Origin of the sequence: Mycobacterium sp. EPa45, assembly GCF_001021385.1 — a bacterium.
GTDB lineage: Bacteria > Actinomycetota > Actinomycetes > Mycobacteriales > Mycobacteriaceae > Mycobacterium.
Genome location: NZ_CP011773.1, coordinates 3906678 through 3932159 on the forward strand (window position 1 = coordinate 3906678; position 25482 = coordinate 3932159).

Annotated in this window: 24 protein-coding genes and 1 pseudogene; 9 read left to right on the forward strand and 16 right to left on the reverse strand. The window is 67.8% G+C overall.

What is annotated here, in order from left to right; all coding sequences use genetic code 11:
• Window positions 1-96: 96 nt before the first annotated feature.
• Entirely contained in the window at window positions 97-1380 is a 1284-nt protein-coding gene (locus AB431_RS18710) for a glycosyltransferase 87 family protein (protein ID WP_047331197.1), read from the forward strand.
• Here the strand turns inward: AB431_RS18710 and AB431_RS18715 are convergent.
• The 5 genes from AB431_RS18715 to AB431_RS18735 form a co-directional block, all read right to left on the reverse strand.
• Complete coding sequence (locus tag AB431_RS18715; RefSeq protein ID WP_047331198.1) at window positions 1322-2065, reverse strand: 1-acyl-sn-glycerol-3-phosphate acyltransferase; 744 nt, start codon at window positions 2063-2065, stop codon at window positions 1322-1324. The genes AB431_RS18710 and AB431_RS18715 overlap by 59 nt on opposite strands.
• A gap of 66 nt (window positions 2066-2131) precedes the next feature.
• The gene (locus AB431_RS18720; RefSeq protein ID WP_047333570.1) at window positions 2132-2500 is read right to left on the reverse strand and encodes a hypothetical protein; all 369 of its coding nucleotides are present in this window, start codon (window positions 2498-2500) and stop codon (window positions 2132-2134) included.
• Window positions 2497-3750 carry an ArsA family ATPase gene (locus AB431_RS18725; RefSeq protein WP_047331199.1) on the reverse strand — a complete coding sequence of 418 codons (1254 nt, stop codon included), beginning with the start codon at window positions 3748-3750 and terminating at the stop codon, window positions 2497-2499. The genes AB431_RS18720 and AB431_RS18725 overlap by 4 nt, the downstream gene beginning before the upstream one ends.
• 1 nt (window position 3751) lies before the next feature.
• Window positions 3752-4186 (reverse strand): SRPBCC family protein, encoded by a 435-nt coding sequence (locus AB431_RS18730; RefSeq protein WP_047331200.1) that lies wholly within the window; start codon window positions 4184-4186, stop codon window positions 3752-3754.
• A gap of 97 nt (window positions 4187-4283) precedes the next feature.
• Window positions 4284-4673: a polyketide cyclase / dehydrase and lipid transport gene (locus AB431_RS18735; protein ID WP_047331201.1), complete on the reverse strand. Its 390-nt coding sequence runs from the start codon at window positions 4671-4673 to the stop codon at window positions 4284-4286.
• Window positions 4674-4738: 65 nt separating this feature from the next.
• Here AB431_RS18735 and AB431_RS18740 point away from each other — a divergent pair, with 65 nt between their 5' ends.
• Both AB431_RS18740 and AB431_RS18745 read left to right on the forward strand, forming a co-directional pair.
• Window positions 4739-6538 (forward strand): long-chain fatty acid--CoA ligase, encoded by a 1800-nt coding sequence (locus AB431_RS18740; RefSeq protein WP_047331202.1) that lies wholly within the window; start codon window positions 4739-4741, stop codon window positions 6536-6538.
• Between the two features lie 7 nt (window positions 6539-6545).
• A complete protein-coding gene (locus tag AB431_RS18745) occupies window positions 6546-6995 on the forward strand; it encodes a hypothetical protein (RefSeq protein WP_200902657.1) in 450 nt (149 codons plus the stop codon).
• On the opposite strand, the gene AB431_RS18750 is transcribed toward AB431_RS18745, so the two are convergent.
• The 5 genes from AB431_RS18750 to AB431_RS18770 all read right to left on the reverse strand — a co-directional run bounded on the left by AB431_RS18750 (window position 6966) and on the right by AB431_RS18770 (window position 11664).
• Window positions 6966-8090 carry an acyltransferase gene (locus tag AB431_RS18750; RefSeq protein ID WP_047331203.1) on the reverse strand — a complete coding sequence of 375 codons (1125 nt, stop codon included), beginning with the start codon at window positions 8088-8090 and terminating at the stop codon, window positions 6966-6968. The two genes, AB431_RS18745 and AB431_RS18750, sit on opposite strands and share 30 nt — an antisense overlap.
• A 45-nt stretch (window positions 8091-8135) precedes the next feature.
• Complete coding sequence (locus tag AB431_RS18755; protein ID WP_047331204.1) at window positions 8136-9266, reverse strand: glycosyltransferase family 4 protein; 1131 nt, start codon at window positions 9264-9266, stop codon at window positions 8136-8138.
• An 11-nt stretch (window positions 9267-9277) separates the two neighbouring features.
• The gene (locus AB431_RS18760; protein WP_047333572.1) at window positions 9278-10045 is read right to left on the reverse strand and encodes a hypothetical protein; all 768 of its coding nucleotides are present in this window, start codon (window positions 10043-10045) and stop codon (window positions 9278-9280) included.
• A gap of 76 nt (window positions 10046-10121) precedes the next feature.
• Window positions 10122-11276 (reverse strand): peptidoglycan hydrolase RipC, encoded by a 1155-nt coding sequence (gene ripC / locus AB431_RS18765; protein WP_047331205.1) that lies wholly within the window; start codon window positions 11274-11276, stop codon window positions 10122-10124.
• 166 nt (window positions 11277-11442) lie between these two features.
• A complete protein-coding gene (locus AB431_RS18770) occupies window positions 11443-11664 on the reverse strand; it encodes a hypothetical protein (protein WP_144418304.1) in 222 nt (73 codons plus the stop codon).
• Window positions 11665-11777: 113 nt separating this feature from the next.
• Between AB431_RS18770 and AB431_RS30050 the strand changes: the two are divergent.
• Window positions 11778-13580 (forward strand): annotated as a pseudogene (locus tag AB431_RS30050) (DEDD exonuclease domain-containing protein); the annotation flags it as partial.
• Here the strand turns inward: AB431_RS30050 and trpD are convergent.
• Window positions 13518-14600, reverse strand: coding sequence for an anthranilate phosphoribosyltransferase (gene trpD / locus AB431_RS31270; RefSeq protein WP_052960324.1), 1083 nt, complete (start codon window positions 14598-14600; stop codon window positions 13518-13520). The pseudogene AB431_RS30050 and the gene trpD sit on opposite strands and share 63 nt — an antisense overlap.
• 112 nt (window positions 14601-14712) lie before the next feature.
• Here trpD and AB431_RS18780 point away from each other — a divergent pair, with 112 nt between their 5' ends.
• From AB431_RS18780 to AB431_RS18795, 4 genes are read left to right on the forward strand one after another with little or no spacing between them, the layout of a single operon-like run.
• The gene (locus AB431_RS18780; RefSeq protein ID WP_047331207.1) at window positions 14713-15324 is read left to right on the forward strand and encodes a heme-copper oxidase subunit III; all 612 of its coding nucleotides are present in this window, start codon (window positions 14713-14715) and stop codon (window positions 15322-15324) included.
• An 11-nt stretch (window positions 15325-15335) separates the two neighbouring features.
• On the forward strand, window positions 15336-16181 hold the full coding sequence (locus tag AB431_RS18785; RefSeq protein ID WP_162489417.1) for a c-type cytochrome: 846 nt from the start codon (window positions 15336-15338) through the stop codon (window positions 16179-16181).
• Window positions 16178-17374, forward strand: a complete 1197-nt coding sequence (locus AB431_RS18790) for a ubiquinol-cytochrome c reductase iron-sulfur subunit (protein WP_047333574.1) — start codon at window positions 16178-16180, stop codon at window positions 17372-17374. Before AB431_RS18785 ends, AB431_RS18790 begins: the two co-directional genes overlap by 4 nt.
• Window positions 17371-19053 (forward strand): cytochrome bc complex cytochrome b subunit, encoded by a 1683-nt coding sequence (locus tag AB431_RS18795; protein ID WP_047331209.1) that lies wholly within the window; start codon window positions 17371-17373, stop codon window positions 19051-19053. The genes AB431_RS18790 and AB431_RS18795 overlap by 4 nt, the downstream gene beginning before the upstream one ends.
• 89 nt (window positions 19054-19142) lie before the next feature.
• On the opposite strand, the gene AB431_RS18800 is transcribed toward AB431_RS18795, so the two are convergent.
• From AB431_RS18800 to AB431_RS18815, 4 genes are all read right to left on the reverse strand, one after another.
• Entirely contained in the window at window positions 19143-19829 is a 687-nt protein-coding gene (locus AB431_RS18800) for a DUF2561 family protein (RefSeq protein WP_047331210.1), read from the reverse strand.
• Window positions 19829-20653, reverse strand: a complete 825-nt coding sequence (locus tag AB431_RS18805) for an MmpS family transport accessory protein (RefSeq protein ID WP_047331211.1) — start codon at window positions 20651-20653, stop codon at window positions 19829-19831. The genes AB431_RS18800 and AB431_RS18805 overlap by 1 nt, the downstream gene beginning before the upstream one ends.
• A gap of 174 nt (window positions 20654-20827) precedes the next feature.
• Window positions 20828-21247, reverse strand: coding sequence for a cytochrome c oxidase subunit 4 (locus tag AB431_RS18810; protein ID WP_047331212.1), 420 nt, complete (start codon window positions 21245-21247; stop codon window positions 20828-20830).
• 11 nt (window positions 21248-21258) lie between these two features.
• Window positions 21259-22302: a cytochrome c oxidase subunit II gene (locus tag AB431_RS18815; RefSeq protein WP_144418307.1), complete on the reverse strand. Its 1044-nt coding sequence runs from the start codon at window positions 22300-22302 to the stop codon at window positions 21259-21261.
• Between the two features lie 148 nt (window positions 22303-22450).
• Here AB431_RS18815 and asnB point away from each other — a divergent pair, with 148 nt between their 5' ends.
• The gene (gene asnB / locus AB431_RS18820) at window positions 22451-24382 is read left to right on the forward strand and encodes an asparagine synthase (glutamine-hydrolyzing) (RefSeq protein ID WP_047331214.1); all 1932 of its coding nucleotides are present in this window, start codon (window positions 22451-22453) and stop codon (window positions 24380-24382) included.
• Between the two features lie 33 nt (window positions 24383-24415).
• Here asnB and AB431_RS18825 read toward each other — a convergent pair whose 3' ends face one another.
• A complete protein-coding gene (locus AB431_RS18825) occupies window positions 24416-25390 on the reverse strand; it encodes a carbohydrate kinase family protein (protein WP_047331215.1) in 975 nt (324 codons plus the stop codon).
• Window positions 25391-25482 lie beyond the last annotated feature (92 nt).

The following is a 25482-nucleotide window of genomic DNA, read 5'->3' on the forward strand; positions in this document are numbered from 1 at the left end:
CGCCCGGGGGCGACGACGTCGAAGTGCAGGTGGTAGGACACGGGAGGGAACATACGCGCCGGCACGTCGCAGCGCCCCGATAGTCTGGTTTGCGAGATGAGTAGCGACGTGGGCAGTGCGACGCGGCCCTGGCTGGTCGCCGGGTGGCGAGTTTCGCAGGTCGCGATCATCGCGCTGCTGGTCTACGCCGGCTGGTTGCTGTTCGGGCACATTCCGTACCGCATCGACATCGAGGTCTACCGGATGGGCGGCCAGGCGTGGTTGCACGGTCAGTCGCTGTATTCCGGCGACGCGACGTTCCGCACCACGGTCGGGCTGGGCCTGCCGTTCACCTATCCCCCGCTGGCCGCGATCGTGTTCAGCCCGTTCGCCTTGGTGTCGCTGTCAGCGGCCAGCGTGATCATCACGGCGATCACCCTGGTGCTGGTACTGGTGTCCACCTGGATCGTGCTGACCCGCCTGGCGGTATGGCCCGAGTCGACGCTGACCCGCGAGCCGGCGTGGCTTCGCCGGGCCTGGCTGTCGGCGGCCATCGTCGCGCTGGCCGTGATGTACCTCGAACCGATCGACGCCAACTTTGCGTTCGGCCAGGTCAACGTCGTGCTGATGACGCTGGTGATCGCGGATTGTGTGCCGCGGCGCACCCCGTGGCCGCGCGGGATGCTGCTCGGCGTGGCGATCGCGCTGAAGCTGACCCCGGCGGTGTTCCTGCTGTACTTCGTGCTGCGCCGGGACGGCCGCGCCGCACTGACCGCGGCCGGCACGTTTGTGGGAGCCAGCCTGCTGGGCTGCGCGCTTGCCTGGCGGGATTCGCTGGAGTACTGGACCACGACGATCCGGCACACCGACCGCATCGGCAGCGCGGCGCTGAACACCAACCAGAACATCGCGGGCGCGCTGGCTCGGCTGGGGCTGGACAAGAGCACCCACTTCGCCCTGTGGACGCTGGCCTGCTTCGCGGTCCTGGCCCTGACCATCTGGGCGGTCCGGCGGCTGTTGTCCGCCGAGGAGCCGACGCTGGCGCTGATGTGTGTGGCCCTGTTCGGGCTGGTGGTCTCGCCGGTCTCCTGGTCACACCACTGGGTATGGGCGCTGCCGACGGTCATCACTGCCGCCGTGACCGCCTACCGGCGGCGCAACATCGCCCTCGGCCTGGTGACCGCCGTCGGCGTGGCGCTGATGGTGTGGATCCCGCTGGAGCTGCTGCCCCAGCATCACGAGGAGACCGCGTCGTGGTGGCGCCAGCTGCTGGGGATGTCGTACGTCTGGTGGGCCCTGGCCGTGATCGTCGTCGCTGGGCTGACGGTGATCACGCCCGTCGCTAACCTGCGGCGGTCTCCGGGATCCGCGCCGGTGGCTCACCTGGTCCACCCCGCTTAGGGTCCACGGGTTCCTCGCTGTTCTTAAGCGTCGCGGCGTAGATGTCGACGTATTCCTGGCCGGACAGTTCCATCAGCTCGTACATGACCTCGTCGATGACCGCCCGCTCGATGAAGCGGTTGCCGGCCAGCCCGTCGAAACGGGAGAAGTCCATCGGCTTGCCGAAGCGCACCGTCACGCGGCCGAAGCGCCACATCTTGGATCCCGGCGGGTTCACGACGTCGGTTCCGATCATCGCGACCGGAATCACCGGCACCTGGGTTTCCAGCGCCAGCCGGGCCAGCCCGGTCTTGCCCTTGTACAGCCGGCCGTCGGGTGAGCGAGTGCCCTCGGGATACATCCCCATCAGCTTGCCCTGAGACAGCAACCGCTCGGCGGTGGTCAGCGCCGCCTGTGCGGCATCGGCATCGGTGCGGTCGATCGGGACCTGGCCGGCGGCCGTGTAGAACCACCGGGTGAACCAGCCCTTGATGCCGGTGCCGGTGAAGTATTCGGACTTGGCCAGGAAGGTGATCCGCCGGCGGACCACCAGCGGGAGGTAGAAGCTGTCGGCCACCGCAAGGTGGTTGCTGGCCAAGATCGCCGGGCCGTTCGTTGGAACATGTTCCAGCCCTTCGACTTTCGGCCTACCCAGTAGAGACAACAACGGGCCCATGAAGATGTACTTGAACAACCAGTACCACATGGAGCCTCCCGATCAGTCACGCGCTTTGGTGCAACTGTACCCAGGCCGGCCTGCGGCTACCACAGCTCAGTCCTCGACGCTGACCGGTATGTGTTGGTAGCGGCCGGCCGGGCGTTCCGGCGGATCCGGATCTGGCGGATTCGTGGGTGTGCCGTCCGGCCCGGGTGGTGGCACCGAGCCGTCCTCGGCGACGATCGTCCGGATCATCGTCACCAGCGCCACGCTGTGCTCGGCCACCACTGTCAGCAGCGGATGCTGTTCGCCGTTGACCAGCGCGGCCAGCGCGCACACCGGGCACCAGACCTGCTGGCACTTGCCCTGGCCGCCGCCGGCTGCCATCGCGGCCCCGGCCCGTACGGCGGGGTCGAGCCGGTCCAGGATCGCCTGGGCCAGCGCGCGCAGTTCGGGCCCGAGATCGGGATGCGGGCCGTTCACGCGGGCCACACCTCCGGGTTGGGTCGAAAACGCACGGTCAGCTCGGTCCCGCGCAGTGCCGCATCCACCACGATGCAGCGCCGCAGAACTGAGGCCAGTCGTACCCGGCGCCGCATCCCTGCGGCGCCGATGATCAGGTCGTCATCGACCCGGCCCAGTGTCAAAGTGCCCGGATCGATTTGCGGCAACTCTAGTCGCATCCGGTAGATGGCTTCGAGTCCTGAGCCCGATTCGCGGTCCACCACGGGCTTCAGCGGTCCAGGCGGCGCCGAGGCACCCCGCCTGCGGACACTGTCGAGCAAGTGTCCGAGCGCTTTGGGGCCGATCGGCTCGCCGGCCAGGTGCGGTGCCAGTACCAACTGCACGTCACCGATCGCGGCGGTGAGCTCGTCGAGCACCGATTGCTGTTCGGAGATCCGCTCGGCATACCAGCCGAACGCCGGATGGTCCGGCAGGTTGCGGTACTCATACGAATCATCCTGCAGCAGAACCTGATTGACGATCAGCTCGGCAACCTGCACGCCCATCAGCGCTAGCGAACCCAGGGTCCGGACGGCCTCGGCGGCCACCACCCGTTCGGCGGTGAGCACCAGGTGGGCACTGACTCGCTCGGCGTCGGTGAGCAGTGCGGACAGCCTTTCGACGGCTCCGCTGATGCCCTCGACGACGGCCACGGTGGCCGCGGCGTGCGCGCCGTCGACGGCGGCACTGAGCCGGCGATGCCGGGGCCAGGCCCGCTCGACGTACATCGCGAACGTGGCCGGCAGGGTCAGCATCCGCATGGCGTCGGCGGTCGAGGCGCAGTCGACGACCACGTAATCCCACCGGCCGGAGTCGGCCAGCCCGGCGACCTCGGCCAGCCCGAGCACCTCCTGAATTCCCGGCAGTGCGGAAAGTTCCTCCGGGGCAACATCTTTGAGTTCAGATTCAGGGAACCTGGCGGCCAGCACCGGCGCGATCGCGCGCCATCGGGCCTCCAGCAGTGCCAGGGTGTCCAGGGCGAGTGCGTCGAGATGGCCGCCCGCGGTGTCGTCGGTGCCCTCCTCGGCGAGGATCCGCACCGGCTCTCGACCACCGGTCGGCGGGACCGCGACACCGAACACGTCGCCGAGCGAATGGGCCTGATCGGTGGACACCGCCAGCACCCGCTCACCGGCCAGCGCGGCACGGACCGCTGTCGCCGCGGCCAGCGTCGACTTGCCGACGCCGCCTTTGCCGACGAAGAAACTGATCCGGGCCCGACCAGTCAACTCAGCCCTCGACCCGTTTCTTCAGGTCCTTGAGCGCGGTGTCGGTCAGTCGCCGCTCGGCCTTGCGCTTGAGCAGCCCGATCATGGGAATCATCAGATCCACGGACAGCTCATAAGTGACATCGGTTCCAGAACCTTTGGGTCGCAACGTATATGCGCCATCGAGTGCCCGCAATAACGAGCTTGAAACCAGCGACCAGCGCACCGATTTGCGGTCAGTCGGCCACTCGTAGGACAGCACCATCGTGTCTTTGAGCACGGCGGCGTCCAGCACCAGCCGGGCGGTCAGCGGGTAGCCGGCATCGTCGGATTCGATGACCTCGGTCTCCTTGTATTCGGAGACCCACTGCGGGTACGACCCGATATCGGCGATGACGTCCATCACAGTGCGGGGATCCGCGTCGATGTAGATCGTCTGCGCCGTCTTGTCCGCCACTATTGCCAATTCCCATCGCTTGCGCTGCGCGACCCGAAAAGGGGGTCCGCTCCCTCGGCCACAAAGGTACCCTCCCGCCCGAGGGTCTGACCTGATATCAGGTGCCGGGCGCGACGCCCACCGGGCGGGACGCCTCCAGCGTGGATTTCACCTCGAACGCCATCCGTTTCCCGGCGACCCGACGCTGATGCGTCAGTTTGGCGAGGTTCATCTTCGCCAGCTGCCAGGCCGCGACCCCGGACGGCTCGGTATGCAGAAAGTAGTGCAGCAGCACGCCGTCGAGCACCGGCTCCAGCCAGATCTCCATGGTGCCGGTCAGCGGGCCCGTCACGGTCCAGCGCACGCCCTTGTCGGCGCGGTCCTCGACGACCTCGAGCCGCAGATCCGGCCACCATCGCAGCCAGTTCGCGCGGTCCGCGACCGTGCGCCCGACTGCCGCCGGATCGGCCGCGACAAACGTTTCGTCGGCGACCTGGATGCTGTTCATGCCAACAGCTTCACATACCGGGTCCGCGGGTCGGTCGACCGCCCGCCGGTGACTAGGCTGGTCACATGCGTGAGTACAGCGTTCCGGCGTCGTTCGCCATCGGTGAGCACGACAATGTCGTCAGCTCGGTGTATGACCACGAGCGCACCGATCCGGGTTACGTCATCGTCCAGCGGCTGGTGGACGGCGGCTGGACCGACGTGACGTGTGCCGAGGTCGCCGCCCAGATCCGCTCGGCGGCGCTGGGATTGATCGCCGAAGGTGTGCAGGCCGGTGACCGGGTGGCGATCCTGTCGGCGACCCGCTACGAGTGGGTGATCCTCGACTACGCAATTCTCTCGGTCGGCGGTGTGACCGTGCCCATCTACGAGACCTCCTCGTCCGACCAGGTCCGGTGGGTGCTGGAAGATTCCGGGGCCGTGCTGGTGTTCACCGAGACCGACGCGCACGCGCAGATGGTCAAAGAGCTCCACGACGCGCTGCCGGACCTGCGCAGGGCACTGCGGATCGAGTCCTCGGGCCCCACCGCGCTCGACGAGCTGGCCGAGGCCGCCGCCGGAGTAGACGTTGCCGAGCTGGAACGCCGGCTGGCCGCGCTGCGGTCGACCGACCCCGCGACCCTGATCTACACCTCGGGCACCACCGGTCGGCCCAAGGGTGTGCAGCTCACCCACGCCAATCTGCTATCCGAAACCCGCGGTACCACAGCTTGTTTCCCGACATTGCTGCGCCAGCACGAGCGGCTGCTGGTCTTCTTGCCGTTGGCGCATGTGCTGGCCCGCGCGCTGTCGATGACCGCGTTCGCCAACAAGGTGACCCTCGGCTACACCAGCGACATCAAGAACCTGGTGCCGATGCTGCAGGCCTTCAAACCCACCATCGTGGTTTCGGTGCCCCGAGTATTCGAAAAGGTCTACAACACAGCCGAATTGAACGCTCGCAATAGCGGCAGGGGCCCGATCTTCGAGCTGGCTGTCAAGACCGCGATCGCCTACAGCGAGGCGTTGGAAAGCGGCGGGCCCAACCTGCTGCTGAAGCTCGGCCACGCCGTGTTCGACCGGCTGGTGTACGGCAAGCTGCGGGCCGCCCTCGGCGGTGACTGCCACGCCGCGATTTCGGGCGGCGCGCCGCTGGGTAAGCGACTCGGCCACTTTTACCGGGGCGCCGGGCTGTCGATCTACGAGGGCTATGGGTTGACCGAGACCAGCGCGGCGATCACCGTGAACCGGATCGGTGAACTCCGGGTCGGCACCGTCGGAAAGTTGGTGCCGGGCAACAGCATGGCGGTCGCCGAGGACGGCGAGCTGCTGGTCAAGGGTGGCGTCGTATTCGGCGGTTATTGGCGCAACGACAAGGCGACGGGCGAAGCGATCGTCGACGGGTGGTTTCACACCGGCGATCTGGGCAGCGTGGACGCCGACGGTTTCGTGTCGATCACCGGCCGCAAGAAGGAAATCATCGTCACCGCGGGCGGCAAGAACGTCGCCCCCGCCGTGCTCGAGGACGCCCTGCGCGCCCATCCCCTGATCAGCCAGGCGATGGCCGTCGGCGACAACCAGCCCTTCATCGGCGCGCTGATCGCCATCGACCCCGAGGCATTCGAGGGGTGGAAGAGCCAGCACGGCAAGCCCGCGGACGCCTCGGTGGGCGACCTGCGGGAGGATCCGGATCTGGTGGCCGAAGTCGAGTTGGCCGTCAAAGACGCCAATCGGCATGTCTCCCATGCCGAATCGATCCGCAAGTTCCGGATCTTGCCGTGCGATTTCACCGTTCAGACCGGCGAATTGACCCCGACCTTGAAGGTCAAGCGCAATATAGTGGCCCAGAAGTTTGCTGACGAGATCGGAGCGATCTATGCGAAGTAGGTTTGTCGTGGCTGGTGCCGTCGGCGTGTTGGCGGCGTCGGTGTTCGGGTGCGCAGCCGCATCCGCCGACTCTTACGCCGGTGAGACCTACGGCCACGCTGCCAGCGCGTTGAGCGGCGCGGGCATGACCGTCGTCGTCGGCGGCCGGGTCGGCTCCGACCTCCCCACCGACAAATGCGTTGTCACCCGGTCGCAGAAGGCGCCGTGGGTCAAGGGCGACAGCTTCCAGCCCGTGAACAACACCATGCTGCTGTTCCTGAACTGCAACCAGGCGGTCGCGTCGGCCGGTAAGCCCGGCAACTCCGCGGCCAGCCCGCAAGGCCAGCAGGCGCTCAAAGATCAACGTGCCTACGAGTGGAAGAGCACGACCGAAGAGGGCGCGCAGTGGTGCGCGGAGAACATGCAGGCGCATCCGGACTGGAATTCCTCAGCGTGGGCAGGCTGCCCCGGCACCTAGCCGCGCTCCGGTGAGCCGCTTCAGCAACCAGGCCAACGGGACCGTGGCGCCGAGGGTCAGCAGGTACAGACCGGCCAGCGAGCCGGTGAACAACGGCCAGCCCAGCGCGCCGACCACGACCGCCATCACCAGCACGTGCACCAGGAAGATCTCGTAGGAGATCTCGCCGAGCCACACCATCGGCCTGCTGTTGAGCAGCCGGTCGAACGGCCCGCCCACGGCCAGGGTCGGGGCCGCCACCACCAGCATCGCGATCACGGCGTAGAGCAGTGTCCTCGTGACCGCACCCGCCCATGGCGCGGACACCAGCAGGTAGAGCGCCACGGCGGCGGCCATGACCAATACCGCCGGACAACGCACCCCCATCACCTGCAGGACCGCCAACGCCATCCCGCCGGCGAACGCCGCCAGCTGTGCCGGCAGCCACATCCCGGCCGAGTTGGGCAGCCAATCGCCTGCGTTCAGCGCGATCAGCCACAGCGGGCTGATCGCGGCCAGCCCCGCCAAGCCGGCCAGCAATCGCGCCGGCCGCCACCGCCCGCCGCACAGCATCACCAGCAGCAGATGGGCCAGCAGTGGCAGCGCGGCATAGAACGCCGCCTCGACGGCCAGACTCCAGGTCTGCGACAGCCCCCGGTGCAGGTAGGTCAGCAGGTAGTTGTCGGTGTAGATCTGGGTCAGCGTGAGGTGGCGGATCAGGCCCGACCAGCTCTGGCCGGGGTTGGGGCCGGTCGAATAGAAGGAGTAGACGCCGTAGGCGAGCAGCACCGTGATCACGTAGGCGGGCATCACCCGGCGCAGCCGCCGCTGCGCGAAGGCTCGCGTCGACGGCGCGGCCGCGCCGTCGGCGGCGGCGACCACCCAGGGACGGAACAGCAGAAAGCCCGACAGCGCGAAGAAGATCGAAACCCCGATCTCCAGCCGCGCCGCCACCAACCCGAGGTAACCGTGGCTGAGCTTGCCGGTCGCGAACGCCGCGTGGGTGCCGACCACCATGAGTGCGGCCATGGCACGCAGGCCGGTCAGCGACGCCAGCCGTTCGCGCACCGACTGCGACTGGCCGCTGCGTTGGACGAGATCGGGGCCGGCCAGCACGTGGCGAGGGTAGCCAACCAACCCGTGAAATCACTGAGCCGCAGCTCAGGCCAGCAGCTCCGCGAGCCGCGCGGTGTGCGTCGCCCAGCTCCAGTCCGCCTCGACCCACCGCCGGCCGGCCTCCCCCATCCGTGCGCCGAGGTCCGGATCGGCGAGGATGCCCGACACCGCGTCGGTGATCTCCTCGACCGAACGCCCGTCGACCACGCGGCCGGTTTCGCCGTTCTTCACCGTCTCGGGGGCACCGCCGGAGTCGCCGGCGACCACCGGCACACCGGCGGCCGAAGCCTCCAGGAACACGATGCCGAGTCCTTCCACGTCCAAACCCGAACCCCTTGTGCGGCAAGGCATTGCGAACACATCCGCCATTGCGTAGTGAGCCGGCAACTCGGCGCTGGGCACTCCACCGGTGAACACGACATCGTCGGTGACTCCGACCTGGCCGGCCAGCTTGTGCAGATCGTCGGCGTACGGCCCGTTGCCGACGATCACCAGCGCGGCATCGGGCACCCGGCGTCGGATGCCGGGTAGCGCCTTGATGAGCATGTCCTGGCCCTTGCGGGGAACGAGCCGCGATACGCACACCACGGTCGGCCGGTCGCCAAGGCCGTAACGGCGGCGCAGGTCGGCTCGGGCGCCCGGGTCGGGATGGAATCGGTCGGCGTCGACGCCGGGCGGCAGGTGCTCGAGCACCGCGCCGGGGCCGAACGCGGAGGCGAACCGTCCGCGGGTGTAGTGACTGACGAACGTCACGACGTCGGTCGTGTCGCCGATCCGGCGCAGCGCCGAGCGGGCGATCGGCAGCATCGACCACCCCACTTCGTGGCCATGGGTGCTGGCCAGCACGCGGCGGGCCCCGGCGCCGCGGGCGCGGCCGGCCAGCAGCGCCAGCGGCGCGGCGGCGCCGAACCACACCGTTTCGATGCCGTGCTCGCCGATCAGCTCGCGCATCCGGCGGTCCACGCCGGGCTCGGGCAGCATCAACGTGCCGGGGTGCCGCACGATGCGGTATCCGGCCGCCTGGTCGTAGTCGTGCGCGCCCTTCCACTTCGGGGCGTAGACGGTGAGCTGATGTTCGCCGCTGTGTGCGAGGCGCCCGACGAACTGCTCCAGGTAGGACTGGATGCCGCCCCGGCGGGGCGGAAAGTCATTGGTGACGAGCAGGACTCGCGTCATCGCCGTACACGCTAGCCGGTCAGCCACTGCGCCCAGCGCGCACGTAGCCCGGCGGTGTCGGTGTTCAGCGCACGATGCACGGCCGTCTCGAAGTCGCCGTGGCCGGCTCCGCAGGCCTCGACGTAGAGCCGGCGCAACGCGTCGACGCCGTACGTGTCGGCGACGAACCGGGCGAACCACCAGGCCCGGTCGTAGCCGCGCACGCGCTGCGGTCCGGCGGCGTCCAGGTCGGCGTCGGTGGGCAGGGCCGTGTCGGCGGCGGCCCCCGGCCCCAGCGGCGTAGCCGGGCGGGCCACGAAGTCGGCCACTCCCTCGACCAGCCAGCGGGGTGCGTCGAGGGCGGTGTCGGCGCGGGCGGCGAGGTGGAACAGCTCGTGGGTCAAGACGATGCGCAGGGCCTGATCGCCCATGGCGGCGGCACCGGGGGCGAACACCATCCGCTGTCCGGTGGCGCGTCGGCGGGCGAGGTCGACGTGGTCGGCCACCGAAACCGCCGCGATGTCTTGCCACTGCCGGTTCGGGTCGAGGCCGGCCTGGGCGAGGAACTCCTGCTGGGAGCCGGTGGCGATGATGACGATCTCGCGGTCCCAGTCGGTGCCCCAGAACTTGTCGACCGCGGCCACGGCATCGCCGACATCCCTGGCGATCCGGGTGAGCAGGCCATCGGTGGTCTCGCCCCCGAGGCTGATCAGTCGCACGGTGCGGCCGTCGACGACAAGCGGGGCCGGCGCGGGAACGACGGAGCGGGGCGATGGTGCAGGCGCGGACGGAGCGGCGATCACCGCCGAGCCACCGAGAAGTTCGGCGATCAGGACGACCGTGAGGACAGCGGCCAGTGCGCGCCGTCGCGGTGGGTCAGTAGCGACGGACGTTGTAGATCGGGGCGTTGTTGACCGGAGAGATCATCACCGGCCGGCCGAACGTCGAAGCGTGGACCATCATCCCGTCGCCGATGTAGATCGCGGAGTGCGAGGCGTCGGAGTAGTAGTTCACCACGTCCCCGGGCTGCATCTGGTCCAGCGAGACGGGCTGGCCGCCGTGGGCCAGGGCCTGGCTCGAGTGCGGCAGGAAGATGCCGGCCTGCTGGAAGGCCCACATCACCAGGCCGGAGCAGTCGAACTGGTTCGGACCCGAACCGCCCCACACGTAGGGGTCGCCGATCCGGGTGAGAGCGGCCTGCACGGCAACGGCACCCTGCTCGCCACCGGGACCGGGCGTCGGAACGGCGGCCATTGGGGTCACCTGGGCGGCATCCGGCGCCGGGGGAAGCGCGTCGGGCGGCGGCACGTCGTTCAGCGGCGGCAGGCCTTCAGGCGCCGGCGCGGCGAGGATCTCGGCCGGCGGAGGCGGTCCGGGAGCAGCCAGCGCGGTGCGCTGATCCGGGGTGAGCGTTTGGTAACGCGACTTCACGACCGCGATCTGCACCTGCAGCTGCGACTGTTTGCGCTGCAGGTCGGCGCGGACCGCGGCGGCCTGCTCGGCGGCTGTCTTGGCGTCGGCCGCGGACTTGGACGACTCGGCCTCCGCCCGATGCAACTCGTCGTTCAGCCGGCGGTAGCTCTGCATCTGGGCGGCCATCTCGGTGGCCATCACCCGCTGCACGGCCATCTTGTCGATCAGGCCTTGCGGCGACTCGGCGGTGAGGATGGCATTCAGGCCGTCGGTCCGGCCACCCATGTAGACCGCGGCAGCAAATTTATCGACCGCACCCTGGTACGTAGCCAGCTGGGCCTTTGCGCTGTCAGCTGCGGCGAGGTCGTCGGTGTGCTTCTTCTCGGCAACGTTCTCGGCGCGGAGCTTCTGGTCAAGATCAAGCTGAGCGGAATGCATCGACTCGGTGAGTTGTTCTGCCTGTCGTGACAGTTCATTCAGCTTGGCTACGCCGTCCTCAGCAGGGTCGGCGTGGGAGGCACCGGAGATAACGGCGGACAGAAGGACCAGACTCGCAATCCCACCAACCAGAGGGCGTTTAAGAACGCGTTTAGTCAGGTATCTGCGGTCAAAGCTCAAGATTGCGTTCCTTTAAGTGCCGTCGACGTTATTGCATCGAGTGCCTTAGGTCTCGTTTAGGTTACGAAATGGCATCGACGTTGTCCAAACGTGGGCCGGAAACTCAGCAGAATCTCAGGGACGTAAGCCACACCAGTCACAACCTGCCAACCAACCTAGCAGGACATTAGCTCGCCAGCCCCCGTCCGCCGTCGCGGTGGATCGGCACCAGCCGCAATTTCGGCGCCAAGCCCGCCTCGGCGAGCACCTCCAGCGCCGCCCGCTCGTCTTCCAGCAAAGTCTCGGGGACACCGAGTAGAACGCTCACCACACAGTCGCGGCACCCCGTGCCGCGGACTGCACAGTCGTCGCAGTCGATGACGACCGGTTCGGCTGGCTCCATTCCCATCACGGGACTCCTCTCATCGAGTTGGCCGCACGCTATCGCCGGCCACCGACAAGTCCGGGCCGTGCGGAGTGTCAACGCCGCGGTGTCGGTGGGGCTGCTTACCGTCAATCGCTGTGGCGGGCTCCCGGATCGATGCGCAGCTGAGCTTCGCCGACGTCGACCCGGCGGCGGATCTGTCGCTGCGCGAGACCACGTTCGTGGTCGTCGACCTGGAGACCACCGGCGGGCGGGCCACCGCATCGGCGGACGGCTCCCGCGATGCGATCACCGAAATCGGTGCGGTCAAGGTCCGCGGCGGCGAGGTGCTCGGCGAGTTCGCCACCCTGGTGGACCCGCAGCGGTCCATCCCGCCGCAGATCATCCGGCTCACCGGGATCACCACCGCGATGGTCCACGACGCCCCCACCATCGCCGCCGTGCTGCCGATGTTCCTCGAATTCGCCCGGGGCGCAGTGCTGGTCGCCCACAACGCAGGATTCGACATCGGCTTCCTGAAGTCCGCCGCCGAACAATGCGGCATCCCCTGGCCCCGACCGCCGGTGTTGTGCACGGTGAAGCTGGCCCGCCGCGTGCTGACCCGGGAGGAGGCGCCCAGCGTGCGGCTGTCCACGCTGGCCGCACTCGTCGGCTCCGCCACCACACCGACCCACCGCGCCCTCGACGACGCCCGCGCCACCGTCGACGTCTTGCACGCGTTGATCGAGCGCGTCGGCAATCAGGGTGTGCACACCTACACCGACCTGCGCGGGTTTCTGCCCAACATCTCGAATGCCCAACGCAGTAAACGGGTTTTGGCCCGTAACCTGCCGCACCGGCCCGGGGTGTACCTGTTCCGCGGGCCGGCCGCCGAGGTGCTCTACATCGGAACCGCCACCGATCTGCGCCGCCGGGTGAGCCAATACTTCAACGGCGCCGATCCGCGCGGGCGGATGAAGGAGATGGTGGCGCTGGCGACAGCGGTCGACCACGTCGAATGCGCCCACGCGCTGGAAGCCGGGGTCCGCGAGCTGCGACTGCTGGCCGCGCACGCGCCGCCCTACAACCGCCGCTCCCGCTTCCCGCACCGCTGGTGGTGGGTGGTGCTGACCGACGAGGCCTTCCCGCGGCTCTCGGTGGTCCGCGAGCCGCGCCACGACCGCGCGGTCGGCCCGTTTCGGTCGCGGGCCGACGCGCTCGACACCGCCGAACTCATCGCCCGGTTCACCGGTGTGCGCACCTGCACCAGCCGCGTCGGCCGCACGGGCGAGCACGGACCTGCCTGTCCGGAACGCGAGGTATCCCCCTGTCCGGCACCGCGCGGCATCACCGCTGCGGAATACGCGGCCGCCCCACAGCGCGCGGCCGCACTGATCGAAGGCCTGGACAACGGCGCGCTCGGTGCGGCCGTCGATCAGGTCGGCGAGCTGGCGCAGAAGTCGCGCTACGAGAGCGCAGCGCGGCTGCGCGACCACATCGCCGCTGCCGTCGACGTGCTGTGGCGCGGCCAGCGCCTGCGTGCCCTCACCACCGTCGAAGAACTCGTTGCCGCCGCGCCGGACGGCGCCGGCGGCTGGCAGCTTGCGGTGATCCGGCACGGGCAACTCGCCGGAGCCGGCGTTGCCCCCCGTCGGGTCCCGCCCATGCCGGTGATCGAAGCACTGCAGGCCGGGGCGCAAGTCGTGCTTCCCCGGCCGGCACCCCTGGCCGGCGCGTTGGTTGAAGAGACCGCGCTGATCGCACGCTGGATCAACGCGCCGGGTGTGCGAATCGTCAGCGCCACAACGGGTTTGGCCTCACCACTGGCTTCCGCGGGCCCGTGGGCCCAGTGGGCGGCGACGGCTCGATCGGCCCGACTGGCGGCCGAACAACTCACCTCAGAGCTGCTGGCTGAACCGCACCCAACGCGCCAGGAGCTGCTCGGCCGCGCCGGAGTCGATCGCCTCGGCGGCACGGGCCAGCCCATCCTCCCAGCACGGCAGCCATTCGGCGTGGCTGGATAGTCCGCCGTGGGCGACCATCGCCCCCGCGGCGTTGAGGATCACCGCGTCCCGCACGGGTCCCTTCGCGCCGCCGAGCACGTTGCGCGCCTCCTCGGCGTTCTCGTCGGCCTCCCCGCCGACCAGCTCCTCGACACGAGCCCGTGGGAAGCCGAACCCCAGCGGGTCGAACGTCAGTTTGTCGATGGTGCCGGCCTGCACCCGCCAGATCGTGCTGGTGGTCGTGGTGGTCAGCTCGTCGAGACCGTCGTCGCCGTGCACCACGAGCACACTGCTGCGGCGGGCGGCGAACACCCCGGCCATCACCTCGGCCAGATCACCGAACGCACACCCGATCAGCCCGGCGCGCGGGCTTGCCGGATTGGTAAGCGGCCCAAGCAGATTGAAGACCGTCGGCACCCCGATCTCGCGGCGCGGCGGCCCGGCGAACTTGTAGGACGGATGGAACACCGGCGCGAAACAGAACCCGATGCCCACCTCCTTGACGCAGCGGGCCACCTCGCTCGGACCGAGGTCGATGCGCACCCCGAGCGCCTCGAGCATGTCGGCGCCACCGCTCTTGGACGACGCCGCACGGTTGCCGTGTTTGACCACCGGCACACCGGCGGCCGCAACCACGATCGCCGACATCGTCGAGAGGTTGACGGTGTTGGCGCGATCGCCCCCGGTGCCGACGATGTCGACCGTGTCGGTACCGATCTCGTCGGTGGGCACCATGCGCGCGTAGGACAGCATCGTGTCGGCCAACTCGCGCACCTCGGCGGCGGTCGGCCGCTTCATCTTCATCGACACGCCGAAGGCGGCGATCTGCGCAGGTGTCGCGACCCCGCTCATGATCTGGTCCATCGCCCAGCCCGCCTGCCCGGGCGTCAGTTCCAGGCTGGCCGTCAACCGGTCCAGGACCTGCGGCCATGATGTGTCCGACGGGCCGGCGCCGGGCGAGGAAAGCGGGTGAGTCACGCGCCGATGTTCCCATGCCGCCGGGCATCTCCACACGCCGGTTTCCCGACAGTTGTGACCAATTGGGGCCCTGGCTGTACCTCGACAACTACAAAGCGTCATACTTCTTCTTGTGACGAGCGCTGTTGGCACCTCGGGAACTGCGATCACATCGCGCGTACATTCGCTGAACCGGCCGAACATGGTCAGTGTTGGCACCATCGTATGGCTTTCCAGTGAGCTGATGTTCTTTGCTGGACTGTTCGCGATGTACTTCACTGCCCGTGCGCAGGCCGGCGGGGTATGGCCGCCGCCGCCTACCGAACTGAACCTGTATCAGGCGGTTCCGGTGACGCTGGTGCTGATCGCATCGTCGTTCACCTGCCAGATGGGTGTGTTCGCGGCCGAGCGTGGCGACGTCTACGGGCTGCGCCGCTGGTATGTGATCACGTTCCTGATGGGCCTGTTCTTCGTCCTGGGCCAGGGCTACGAGTACTTCCACCTGGTCACCCACGGAACGACGATTCCGGGCAGCGCGTACGGCAGCGTGTTCTACCTCGCCACCGGATTCCACGGTCTGCACGTGATCGGCGGTCTGGTCGCGTTCATCCTGCTTCTGCTGCGCACCACGATGAGCAAGTTCACGCCCGCCCAGGCGACCGCCGCCATCGTCGTGTCCTACTACTGGCACTTCGTCGACATCGTGTGGATCGCCCTGTTCGCGACGATCTACTTCATCCGATGAGAAGGGGTTCGATGCTGAAGAGATCGGGGCAGCCGAAGGCTCCGGCGATGAGTGACAAGTCGCGTCGCCGGCTTCGTCGCCGCCTGACCGGCGCGGTACTGCTCTTGGTCGGCCTCGGTGTCGCCGGCGGCCTGGCCGCCACGCTGACGCCCACACCGCAGGTGGCGGTGGCCGACGAATCGCAGTCCGCGCTGCTGCGCACCGGCAAGCAGCTGTTCGACACCTCGTGTGTCACCTGCCACGGAGCCAACCTGCAGGGCGTCGAGGGTCGCGGGCCCAGCCTGATCGGTGTCGGCGAGGCCGCGGTGTACTTCCAGGTCTCCACCGGCCGCATGCCGGCGATGCGCGGCGAGGCCCAGGCTCCGCGCAAGGACCCGATCTTCGACGAAGCCCAGATCGACGCCCTCGGTGCCTACGTGCAGGCCAATGGCGGCGGACCGCTGGTTCCCCGCGATTCCAACGGCCAGATCGCCGACCACTCGCTGGTCGGCAACGACGTCGCCCGTGGCGGCGACCTGTTCCGGCTGAACTGCGCCTCCTGCCACAACTTCACCGGCAAGGGCGGCGCGCTGTCGTCGGGCAAGTACGCGCCCGAGCTCGAGCCGGCCACCCCGGCCCAGATCTACACCGCGATGCTGACCGGTCCGCAGAACATGCCCAAGTTCGGTGACCGCCAGCTTTCTCCCGAGGAGAAGCGGGACATCGTCGCCTACGTGCGCATGGCCACTCGCGCGCCGGATCCCGGCGGCTACGGCCTCGGCGGCTTCGGACCGTCCTCGGAGGGCATGGCGGCCTGGATCATCGGCATGGTCGCTGTCATCGCGGCGGCTCTGTGGATCGGAGCGAGATCATCATGAGTGACGACGTGAACAAGGGAACCGACGTCCCCGAGCACGCCGGCGTACCGGGCCAACCCACCGACGCCGAGCTGGCCACGATGTCGCGGGACGAATTGGTCAATCTCGGCGGCCGGATCGACGGCGTCGAGACCATCCTCAAGGAGCCCCGCTGGCCGGTTGAGGGAACCAAGGCCGAGAAGCGTGCCGCGCGGGTGGTGTCGCTCTGGCTGCTGATCGGCGGCCTGTTCGGGCTGGCACTGCTGCTGGTGTTCCTGTTCTGGCCGTGGCAGTGGGACGGCTCCAACGAGCGTTCCCTGTCCGAGTTGGCGACCCCGCTCTACGGACTGACCTTCGGCATGTCGATCCTGGCGATCGGCATCGGCGCGGTGCTCTACCAGAAGAAGTTCATCCCCGAGGAGATCTCGGTCCAGGAGCGCCACGACGGCGCCTCCCCGGAGATCGCCCGCAAGACCGTCGTCGCCAACCTCACTGACGCACTCGAGGGCTCGACGATCAAGCGGCGCAAGTTGGTCGGGCTGTCGTTCGGCATCGGGCTCGGCGCGTTCGGCGCGGGCACGCTGGTGGCGTTCATCGGCGGTCTGATAAAGAACCCGTGGAAGCCCGTGGTACCCACCGCCGAAGGTAAGAAGGCGGTGCTGTGGACCTCGGGGTGGACCCCGCGATTCGCCGGCGAGACGATCTTCCTGGCGCGGGCCACCGGCCTGCCGGGCGAGTCGCCCTTCGTCAAGATGCGGCCCGAGGACATCGACGCCGGCGGCATGGAGACGGTGTTCCCGTGGCGTGAGAGCGACGGTGACGGCACCACCGTCGAAAGCCATGAGCGGTTGTCGGAAATCGCGATGGGCGTCCGGAATCCGGTGATGCTGATCCGCATCAAGCCGGCCGACATATCCAAGGTGGTCAAGCGCCAAGGCCAGGAGAGCTTCAACTTCGGTGAACTCTTCGCCTACACCAAGGTCTGCTCGCACCTGGGCTGCCCGGCCTCGCTGTACGAGCAGCAGACCTACCGCATCCTGTGCCCGTGCCACCAATCGCAGTTCGACGCACTGCATTTCGCACGGCCGATCTTCGGTCCGGCTGCGCGCGCGTTGGCGCAGTTGCCGATCACCATTGACAAGGACGGGTATCTGGTCGCCAACGGCGACTTCGCCGAGCCCGTCGGACCCGCATTCTGGGAGCGCACATCATGAGTCCGAAACTCAACGATGCCCTGGCCAAGCAGGGCGACGCCATCGACTCTCGCTACCACCCGTCGGCCGCGGTTCGGCGCCAGCTGAACAAGGTCTTCCCCACGCACTGGTCGTTCCTGCTGGGTGAGATCGCGATGTACAGCTTCATCGTGCTGCTACTCACCGGCGTGTACCTCTCGCTGTTCTTCGACCCGTCAATGGCCGAGGTGACGTATCAGGGTGTCTACCAACCGCTTCGGGGCCTGGAGATGTCGAAGGCGTTCGCTTCGACCCTCGACATCAGCTTCGAGATCCGCGGCGGGCTGTTCGTAAGGCAGATCCACCACTGGGCCGCGCTGCTGTTCTCCGCGTCGATCATGGTGCACCTGGCCCGCATCTTCTTCACCGGTGCGTTCCGCCGCCCCCGCGAGGCCAACTGGGTGATCGGCTCGCTGCTGTTGATCCTGTCCATGTTCGAGGGCTACTTCGGCTACTCACTGCCCGACGACCTGCTGTCCGGCATCGGCCTTCGCGCGGCACTGTCGTCGATCACGATGAGCGTGCCGATCGTCGGAACCTGGTTGCACTGGGCGCTGTTCGGCGGTGACTTCCCCTGCGGTGGGTTGGGCTACCAGTGCAGCGCGGTGGGCACCCTGCTCCCCCGGATGTACGCACTGCACATCCTACTGATCCCCGGAATCATCTTGGCGCTCATCGGTGTTCACCTGGCGCTGGTCTGGTTCCAGAAGCACACCCAGTTCCCCGGCCCCGGCCGCACCGAGAAGAACGTCGTCGGCGTGCGCGTCATGCCGGTGTTCGCGGTGAAGTCCGGCGCGTTCTTCGCGGTGACTGTCGGCATCCTCGGCCTGATGGGTGGCCTGCTGCAGATCAACCCGATCTGGCAGCTCGGCCCCTACAAGCCGTCGCAGGTGTCGGCCGGCAGCCAGCCCGACTTCTACATGATGTGGACGGAAGGCCTCGCCCGTATCTTCCCGCCGTGGGAGCTCTACCTCGGGCACCACACGATCCCGGCGGCGTTCTGGGTCGCACTGGTCATGGGCCTGGTGTTCGGGCTGCTGATCGCGTACCCGTTCCTGGAGAAGAAGTTCACCGGGGACACCGCACACCACAACCTGTTGCAGCGTCCGCGTGACGCTCCGACGCGAACCGCGATCGGTGCGATGGCGATCTCGCTGTACATGGTGTGGACGCTGGCCGCGATGAACGACGTCATCGCGCTGAAGTTCCACATCTCCCTGAACGCGACGACGTGGATCGGCCGCATCGGCTCGCTGGTGTTGCCGCCGCTGATCTTCTTCATCGCTTACCGGTGGGCGGTCGGCCTGCAGCGCAGCGACCGTGAGGTGCTGGAGCACGGCATCGAGACGGGCATCATCAAGCGGCTGCCGCACGGTGCCTACATCGAGCTGCACCAGCCGCTGGGCCCGGTCGACGAGCATGGCCACCCGATTCCACTGGCGTACCAGGGAGCGGCTCTGCCCAAGCGAATGAACAAGCTCGGCTCCGGCGGCCGAACCGGCCACGGCAGCTTCCTCACCGCCGACCCGGCGTCCGAGGATGCCGCGCTCAACGAGGCAGCACACGCCTCCGAGCTCCGGACGCTCACCGCCCTGAAGGAATGGCAGGACGGCGAGCACAACGGCAACGGCAACGGAAGTGGCAACGGCCACCACCACTAGCACCAACCAAGAGAACCCCGGGTCCACAGGGCCCGGGGTTCTCTTGTTGAGCCTGTTGGGTGCACACGGTGCAGCCAGCGCACGCCCAATTACGCCGGAACTGCGTCTTCTACTGCGCCGTGCAGCTGACGTAGGTAGGTCACCGGGATCGCCGGCATCGCGATCGTGATGACCGCCGCCAGGCCTAGGGCCACCCACGCCGCGGTGTCGTTGTTCACTGCCATCAGGTAGGTCGCGGTCGAAACCCCGACCAGCGCCAGACCGATCGCACCGGCCAGCATCACCGTGCAGCGCAGCCACAGCCGGTCCAGTTCGGTGGCCGGTATCAACGGATCAGCCCGCCGCGACGCCGACGACTGGGCGAAATCGGGCTGATACCGCTCGTACGGATCAACCGTCGAGCCGAAGACTTTCATCTTCTCCGTGGGCGCCTCGGTGCCACGCACAGGGGCGCCTGGAGCGCTCGTGGGGCGCGGTGGGGGCACCTTGGCCGGCTCGGCCGTCAGCCGCGAATCGGACTGCGCCGCGCGGCGTGCCCGGATCAGCAGCGGGATCGCGCCGAGAATGATCACCGCCGACACGATGATGATGCTGTACAACAACCACGGCGTGTGTGAGCCGCCCGTGCTTGCGGCATGGCCGCGGCTCATGTCCACCAGCGCGACGATCGCGATCACCGTGACGGCCAGCAGCACCAGCCAGATCGCGCCGCACACGCCGACCAGCAGCCGGTCGGTGGTCTCCGGTGACCGGCGGTCTTCGGTATCTGTAGTCATCAGCAGCTCGTTTGCGCAGCGTTGTTCTGGTTCGACGACAAAACCTGGCCGTCGCTGGTCGTGATCGAGCAGTTCAGCCGGCTCACCAGAAACAGGCTGGAAGCCTGCACCGAGCCGACATCAGACTGGGAGATCGGCGTCACCGTCAGCGACCACGGGATGTAGACGTTGCGCTGAGTGCGCTGGCGGCCTGAAGCGTCGACATAGGTCACGGAGATGATGTCGCCGGGCGCCTTGGTGCCGGTCACGGTGTAGGTGACCTGGCGCGGGCCGGCCGGAGTCGTCGAGGTGGGGGCCGGTGGCGGCGGGGCGGTGGTCGTGGTCACGGGTGGTGGTGCCTCCGTCGTCGCTGGCGGGGGTGGGGGTGGCGGGGGTGCCGGCGGTTCGGTCGTCACCGTAACCGTCTCCGGAGGCGGCGGGGGCGGCGGCTCGGTCGTGGCAGGAGGTGGCGGCGGGGGCGGCGGCGCAGTCGTGGTGATCTCGTCCTGAACCGGCGGCGGTTTGACCGTCGTAGTCGTCGCCGGCGTAGCCAGATTGTTGGTGTCGGTACTCGTCACCAACAACGACACCGACACCACCAGGGCGACGGCGGCAACGATTGCGGTGACGCCGACGACCCACGGCCACCTCGGTGGCTGCGGTTCCTCGATGTACTCGGTACCCGCGTCATAACTGTCGTAGTCGTACAACGCGGGATCGGGCGCGACGAAGGGACCGGCGGTGTACTGCTCGGATTCGGGCGCAGAGTAGGCCTCAAAGCCTGTACCGGTGGGTGTCTCACCCACCTCGCCCGACTCCTCATCCGGCGGATTCGGCCCGCTCATGCTCGCTGTCCTCTTTCGACTACATCACCGCGGCACGCGGGCCAAGGATTGGCACGCAGCGTGCCGACGGCTCCCGTTGCCCTGGCAAGACCCTACCCAACCGGGCACACCGGATAGGACGCAGCACGCCTGAGCAGCCAAGTGATGTCTCGATTGTGACCTTCGAAACAGGTCTCAGTGCTTCTCGGGCCCGATGTAGTACTCGAACACCAGACCGCAGACCGCGGCGATCACGAAGACCACACCGGCCGCGATCAGCCAGGGCAGCCACAGCGCGGCGCCGACGGCGGCGGTCGAGAAGGACAGCGCGATCAGGATCGGCCACCAGCTGTGCGGTGCGTAGAAGCCCAATTCCCCTGCGCCGTCGCTGATTTCAGCGTCCTCGTAGTCCTCGGGACGGGTGTCGAGGCGACGGGCGACGAACCGGAAGAAGGTGCCGGTGATCAATGACAGGCCGGCAGTGAGCACCAGCGCGGTGGTGCCTGCCCATTCGATGCCGCCGTACTGGAAGATCGCGGTCAGCGCGCCGTAGACGATTGCGGCGAGGACGAAGAAGGCGGTCAGGATTTCGAAGAGCCTGGCTTCAATGTGCATCTGCTAATCCCCTACTTGCTCGCCTGCGGGATCACTTGCTCGCCCCGACGGGTGTCGAATGGGTGCGTGGTGGTGGCCAACGGCGGCTGGTTGATCGACTTCAGCGCCTCGGCGTTGGTCTTGCCCGCGATGCGTTGCTGCAGGTAGGCCTTGAAGTCTCCTGCTGACACCACCCGCACCTCGAAGTTCATCATCGAGTGGTACGTGCCGCACATTTCAGCGCAGCGCCCCACGAACGCGCCCGTCTCGGTGATCTCGGCGACCTGGAACTTGTTCTCGGTGTGGTTGGCTTCCGGATTCGGGAAGACGTCGCGCTTGAACAGGAACTCCGGCACCCAGAACGAGTGGATGACGTCTGCCGAGGCGACCTGGAACTCGATCCGCTTGCCGGCCGGCACCACGAGCACCGGGATCTCGTTGCTGGTGCCCTCGGTCTCGACCTTGTCGAAGTTCAGGTAGGTGCGGTCCTGCGGGTTGAGGCCGCGCACTGCGCCGACCTTCTCCTCGCCGTGCTCGTCCTTGCCTTCGGGCTTGGAGACCATCGCGGCCTTGCGGGCCGGATCAGCGCCGTCGTAGTTGAGCGTGCCGTCGGAGAAGTCGACCTTCTGGTAGCCGAACTTCCAGTTCCACTGGAAGGCCGTGACATCGATGACGACCTCGGGGTTGGGGTCGCGGTGCATCATCTTCTCCTGCACCACAACGGTGAAGTAGAAGAGCACGGAGATGATCAGGAACGGGATGACCGTGAGCACGAGCTCGAGCGGCATGTTGTAGCCGAACTGGCGCGGCAGCGGCGCGTCGGCGGGCGTGCCCTTCTTCTTGCGGTGGAACGCCATCGCCCAGAAGGTCAGGCCCCAAACGATGATGCCGACGGCGAACGCGGCGATGACCGACCAGACCCACAGGTCGCGGTTGGTGTGCGCTTCCGGAGTGATGCCCTTGGGCCAGCCCAGACCGAACACTTCCTGCCAGCTGCACCCGCTGAGGGTCAGCGCCAGCGCACCAAAGGTGACGGCTAGCGCCAGCACCCGGAACCGGGAACCGCGGGTCTTCACGTTGGCGCCTCCTGTATCGGGGACTATGGGGCCCACACACCGCATATTCGTCGTCGCGGGAACTTTCCGCGCATCGAATACTACGCAGCGTAGACCACGCCCGAACACCCAGCCCGGCACATCCGGCAGTTGCGGCATACTAGGCCCGATGTGCGGACTGCTTGCCCTGGTTACAGACCCCACAAGCACCGTCACACCCGGCGTCGTCGAGGCGGTGGCTGGCGCGTCGCATCTGATGCGCCACCGGGGTCCCGACGAGCCGGGCACGTGGTCGGACGAACGGGTGGTGCTCGGATTCAACCGGTTGTCGATCATCGACATCGCCCATTCCCATCAGCCGCTGCGGTGGGGCCCCCGGGAAGAACCCGACCGCTACGTGCTGGTGTTCAACGGCGAGATCTACAACTACCTCGAACTGCGGCAGGCGCTGAGCGCCGAGTTCGGCGCCAGCTTCGCCACCGACGGCGACGGCGAGGCGATTGTGGCCGCCTATCACCATTGGGGTACCGAGGCGCTGACCCGGCTTCGCGGCATGTTCGCGTTCGCGCTGTGGGACACCAAGAACTCCGAACTGTTCTGCGCCCGGGATCCCTTCGGCATCAAGCCCCTGTTCATGGCGACCGGGTCGGCGGGCACCGCCGTCGCCAGTGAGAAGAAGTGTCTGCTCGGGCTGGCCGCCGAGATCGGATTCGACGACGGGCTCGACGCCCGGGCCATCCAGCACTACACGGTGCTCCAGTACGTCCCCGAGCCCGAGACGCTGCACCGCGGCGTGCGCCGGCTGGAGTCGGGCAGCTACGCGATCATCCGCCCCGGCGAGGAGCCACGGGTAAAGCGCTATTTCACGCCCCGCTTCGCCGCCACACCGTTCACTGCGGGCGGCGAGCAAGCCCGGTACGACGAGATCACCGCGGTCCTCGAGGACTCGGTGGCCAAGCACATGCGCGCCGACGTCACAGTCGGGGCGTTCCTGTCCGGCGGCATCGATTCGACCGCGATCGCCGCGCTGGCCATCCGGCACAACCCGCGTCTGATCACCTTCACCACCGGGTTCGAGCGGGAAGGCTTCTCCGAGGTCGACGTCGCGGTCGCATCGGCCGAGGCGATCGGCGCGCGGCACGTGGCCAAGGTGGTCAGCCAGGCCGAGTTCGTGGCCGCGCTGCCCGAAATCGTCTGGTATCTCGACGAACCCGTCGCCGACCCCGCGCTGGTGCCGTTGTTCTTCATCGCCCGCGAGGCCCGCAAGCACGTCAAGGTGGTGCTGTCCGGCGAGGGCGCCGACGAACTGTTCGGCGGCTACACGATCTACCGGGAACCGTTGTCGCTCAAGCCGTTTGACTACCTTCCCCGGCCGGTCCGCAAGTCACTGGGCCGGGCGTCGAAGCCGCTCCCGGAGGGTATGCGCGGCAAGAGCCTGCTGCACCGGGGGTCGCTGACCCTCGAGGAGCGCTACTACGGCAACGCCCGCAGCTTCTCCGACGAACAGCTGCGCGCGGTGCTGCCCCGCTTTCGCGAGGACTGGACGCACACCGACGTCACTGGCCCGATCTACGCCGAATCGGCGGGCTGGGACCCGGTCGCCCGGATGCAGCACACCGACCTGTTCACCTGGCTGCGCGGCGACATCCTGGTCAAGGCCGACAAGATGACGATGGCCAACTCGCTGGAGCTGCGGGTGCCGTTCCTGGACCCCGAGGTGTTCGCGGTCGCGTCCCGCTTGCCGTACGACCAGAAGATCACCCGGACCACCACCAAGTACGCGCTGCGCCGCGCGCTCGAGCCGATCGTGCCCGCACACGTGCTCAATCGCGCCAAACTCGGCTTCCCCGTACCCATCAGGCACTGGCTGCGCTCAGGTGAACTGATGGACTGGGCCTACCGAATGATCGACACCTCGCAGGCCGGTCATCTCGTCGAAATTCCCGCGGTGCGAGCCATGCTCGACGCGCACCGCGCCGGCGAGGGTGATCACAGCCGCCGGCTGTGGACCGTGCTGATCTTCATGCTGTGGCACGCGATCTTCGTCGAGGAGAGCGTGGTGCCGGTGATCAGCGAGCCGCACTACCCCGTGCAGCTCTAGGCTCGGCGGGCAGGAGCGAAGCGACCCGGGGCTCTAGCTCAGCGCTGCCGCAATGTCGTCGGCGGCCTCCGGGCCGTAGGCGTCCTTGATCCGCGCGATCCCGGCGTCGCGGTCCCACGTCCACTCCTGCGGACCGGGGGCTTCCAGGACCAGCGTGGCGACCAGCGAGGCGAGCTGTGCGGCGCGCTCCAGGCTCAGGCCGGCACCGCGGCCGGTCAGGAATCCGGCGCGGAAGGCATCACCGATGCCGGTTGGGTCCTCCTTCTGCGTCTCGGGTAGCACGTCGACGTGGATGAAGGTGCCGTCACGACCGACGAGGTCGACGCCGTTTTCGCCCAGCGTGGTGACCCGCAGCTGAATCTGACTCATCACCTCGGCTTCGGACCAGCCTGATTTCTGCAGCAGCAGATCCCACTCGTAGTCGTTGGTGAACAGGTAGGTCGCACCGTCGATGAGCCTGCGGATCTCCTCGCCGTTGAGCCGGGCCAGCTGCTGGCTGGGATCGGCGGCAAACGCCAGACCGAGCTTGCGGCACTCCTCGGTGTGAAGGAACATCGCCTCCGGGTCGTTGGCGCCGATGATCACCAATTCCGGTGCGCCACTTCGCTCTACGAGGTCGGCGAGCTTGATCTCGCGGGCTTCCGACATCGCGCCCGGGTAGAACGACGCGATCTGGGCCATGTCCTCGTCGGTGGTGCAGACGAACCGGGCCGTGTAGGCGGTCTTCGAAACCAGCACGCCGGAGGTGTCCACCCCGTGCGCTTCCAGCCACTGCCGGTAGGGGTCGAAGTCCGACCCGACAGCGCCCACCAGCACCGGCTTGCCACCCAGCAGGCCCATCGCATAGGCCATGTTCCCGGCGACGCCGCCGCGGTGGACCACCAGGTCGTCGACCAGGAAGCTCAGCGAGACCTTCTGCAGGTGCTCGGCGAGCAGCTGTTCGGAGAACCGCCCCGGAAACCGCATCAGGTGGTCGGTGGCAATGGATCCGGTCACCGCGATCGCCACGTTGTGCCGCCCTTCATTCGCTAGTGGGACTAGCACCCTGGCCGTGCGCTAGCCTGCGTACAAGAGCCGACTATATGGCCCGACATCAGTCC

What these genes read in the sequence shown, in the direction of transcription:
- AB431_RS18790 (WP_047333574.1), top strand. Translation starts at nt 16,178, where the DNA reads ATGAGTGACGACGTGAACAAGGGAACCGACGTCCCCGAGCACGCCGGC.
- AB431_RS18810 (WP_047331212.1), bottom strand. Translation starts at nt 21,247, where the DNA reads ATGCACATTGAAGCCAGGCTCTTCGAAATCCTGACCGCCTTCTTCGTC.
- asnB (WP_047331214.1), top strand. Translation starts at nt 22,451, where the DNA reads ATGTGCGGACTGCTTGCCCTGGTTACAGACCCCACAAGCACCGTCACA.
- AB431_RS18710 (WP_047331197.1), top strand. Translation starts at nt 97, where the DNA reads ATGAGTAGCGACGTGGGCAGTGCGACGCGGCCCTGGCTGGTCGCCGGG.
- AB431_RS18805 (WP_047331211.1), bottom strand. Translation starts at nt 20,653, where the DNA reads ATGAGCGGGCCGAATCCGCCGGATGAGGAGTCGGGCGAGGTGGGTGAG.
- AB431_RS18715 (WP_047331198.1), bottom strand. Translation starts at nt 2,065, where the DNA reads ATGTGGTACTGGTTGTTCAAGTACATCTTCATGGGCCCGTTGTTGTCT.
- AB431_RS18755 (WP_047331204.1), bottom strand. Translation starts at nt 9,266, where the DNA reads ATGACGCGAGTCCTGCTCGTCACCAATGACTTTCCGCCCCGCCGGGGC.
- AB431_RS18740 (WP_047331202.1), top strand. Translation starts at nt 4,739, where the DNA reads ATGCGTGAGTACAGCGTTCCGGCGTCGTTCGCCATCGGTGAGCACGAC.
- AB431_RS18795 (WP_047331209.1), top strand. Translation starts at nt 17,371, where the DNA reads ATGAGTCCGAAACTCAACGATGCCCTGGCCAAGCAGGGCGACGCCATC.
- AB431_RS18800 (WP_047331210.1), bottom strand. Translation starts at nt 19,829, where the DNA reads ATGACTACAGATACCGAAGACCGCCGGTCACCGGAGACCACCGACCGG.
- AB431_RS18735 (WP_047331201.1), bottom strand. Translation starts at nt 4,673, where the DNA reads ATGAACAGCATCCAGGTCGCCGACGAAACGTTTGTCGCGGCCGATCCG.
- AB431_RS18785 (WP_162489417.1), top strand. Translation starts at nt 15,336, where the DNA reads ATGCTGAAGAGATCGGGGCAGCCGAAGGCTCCGGCGATGAGTGACAAG.
- AB431_RS18770 (WP_144418304.1), bottom strand. Translation starts at nt 11,664, where the DNA reads ATGGGAATGGAGCCAGCCGAACCGGTCGTCATCGACTGCGACGACTGT.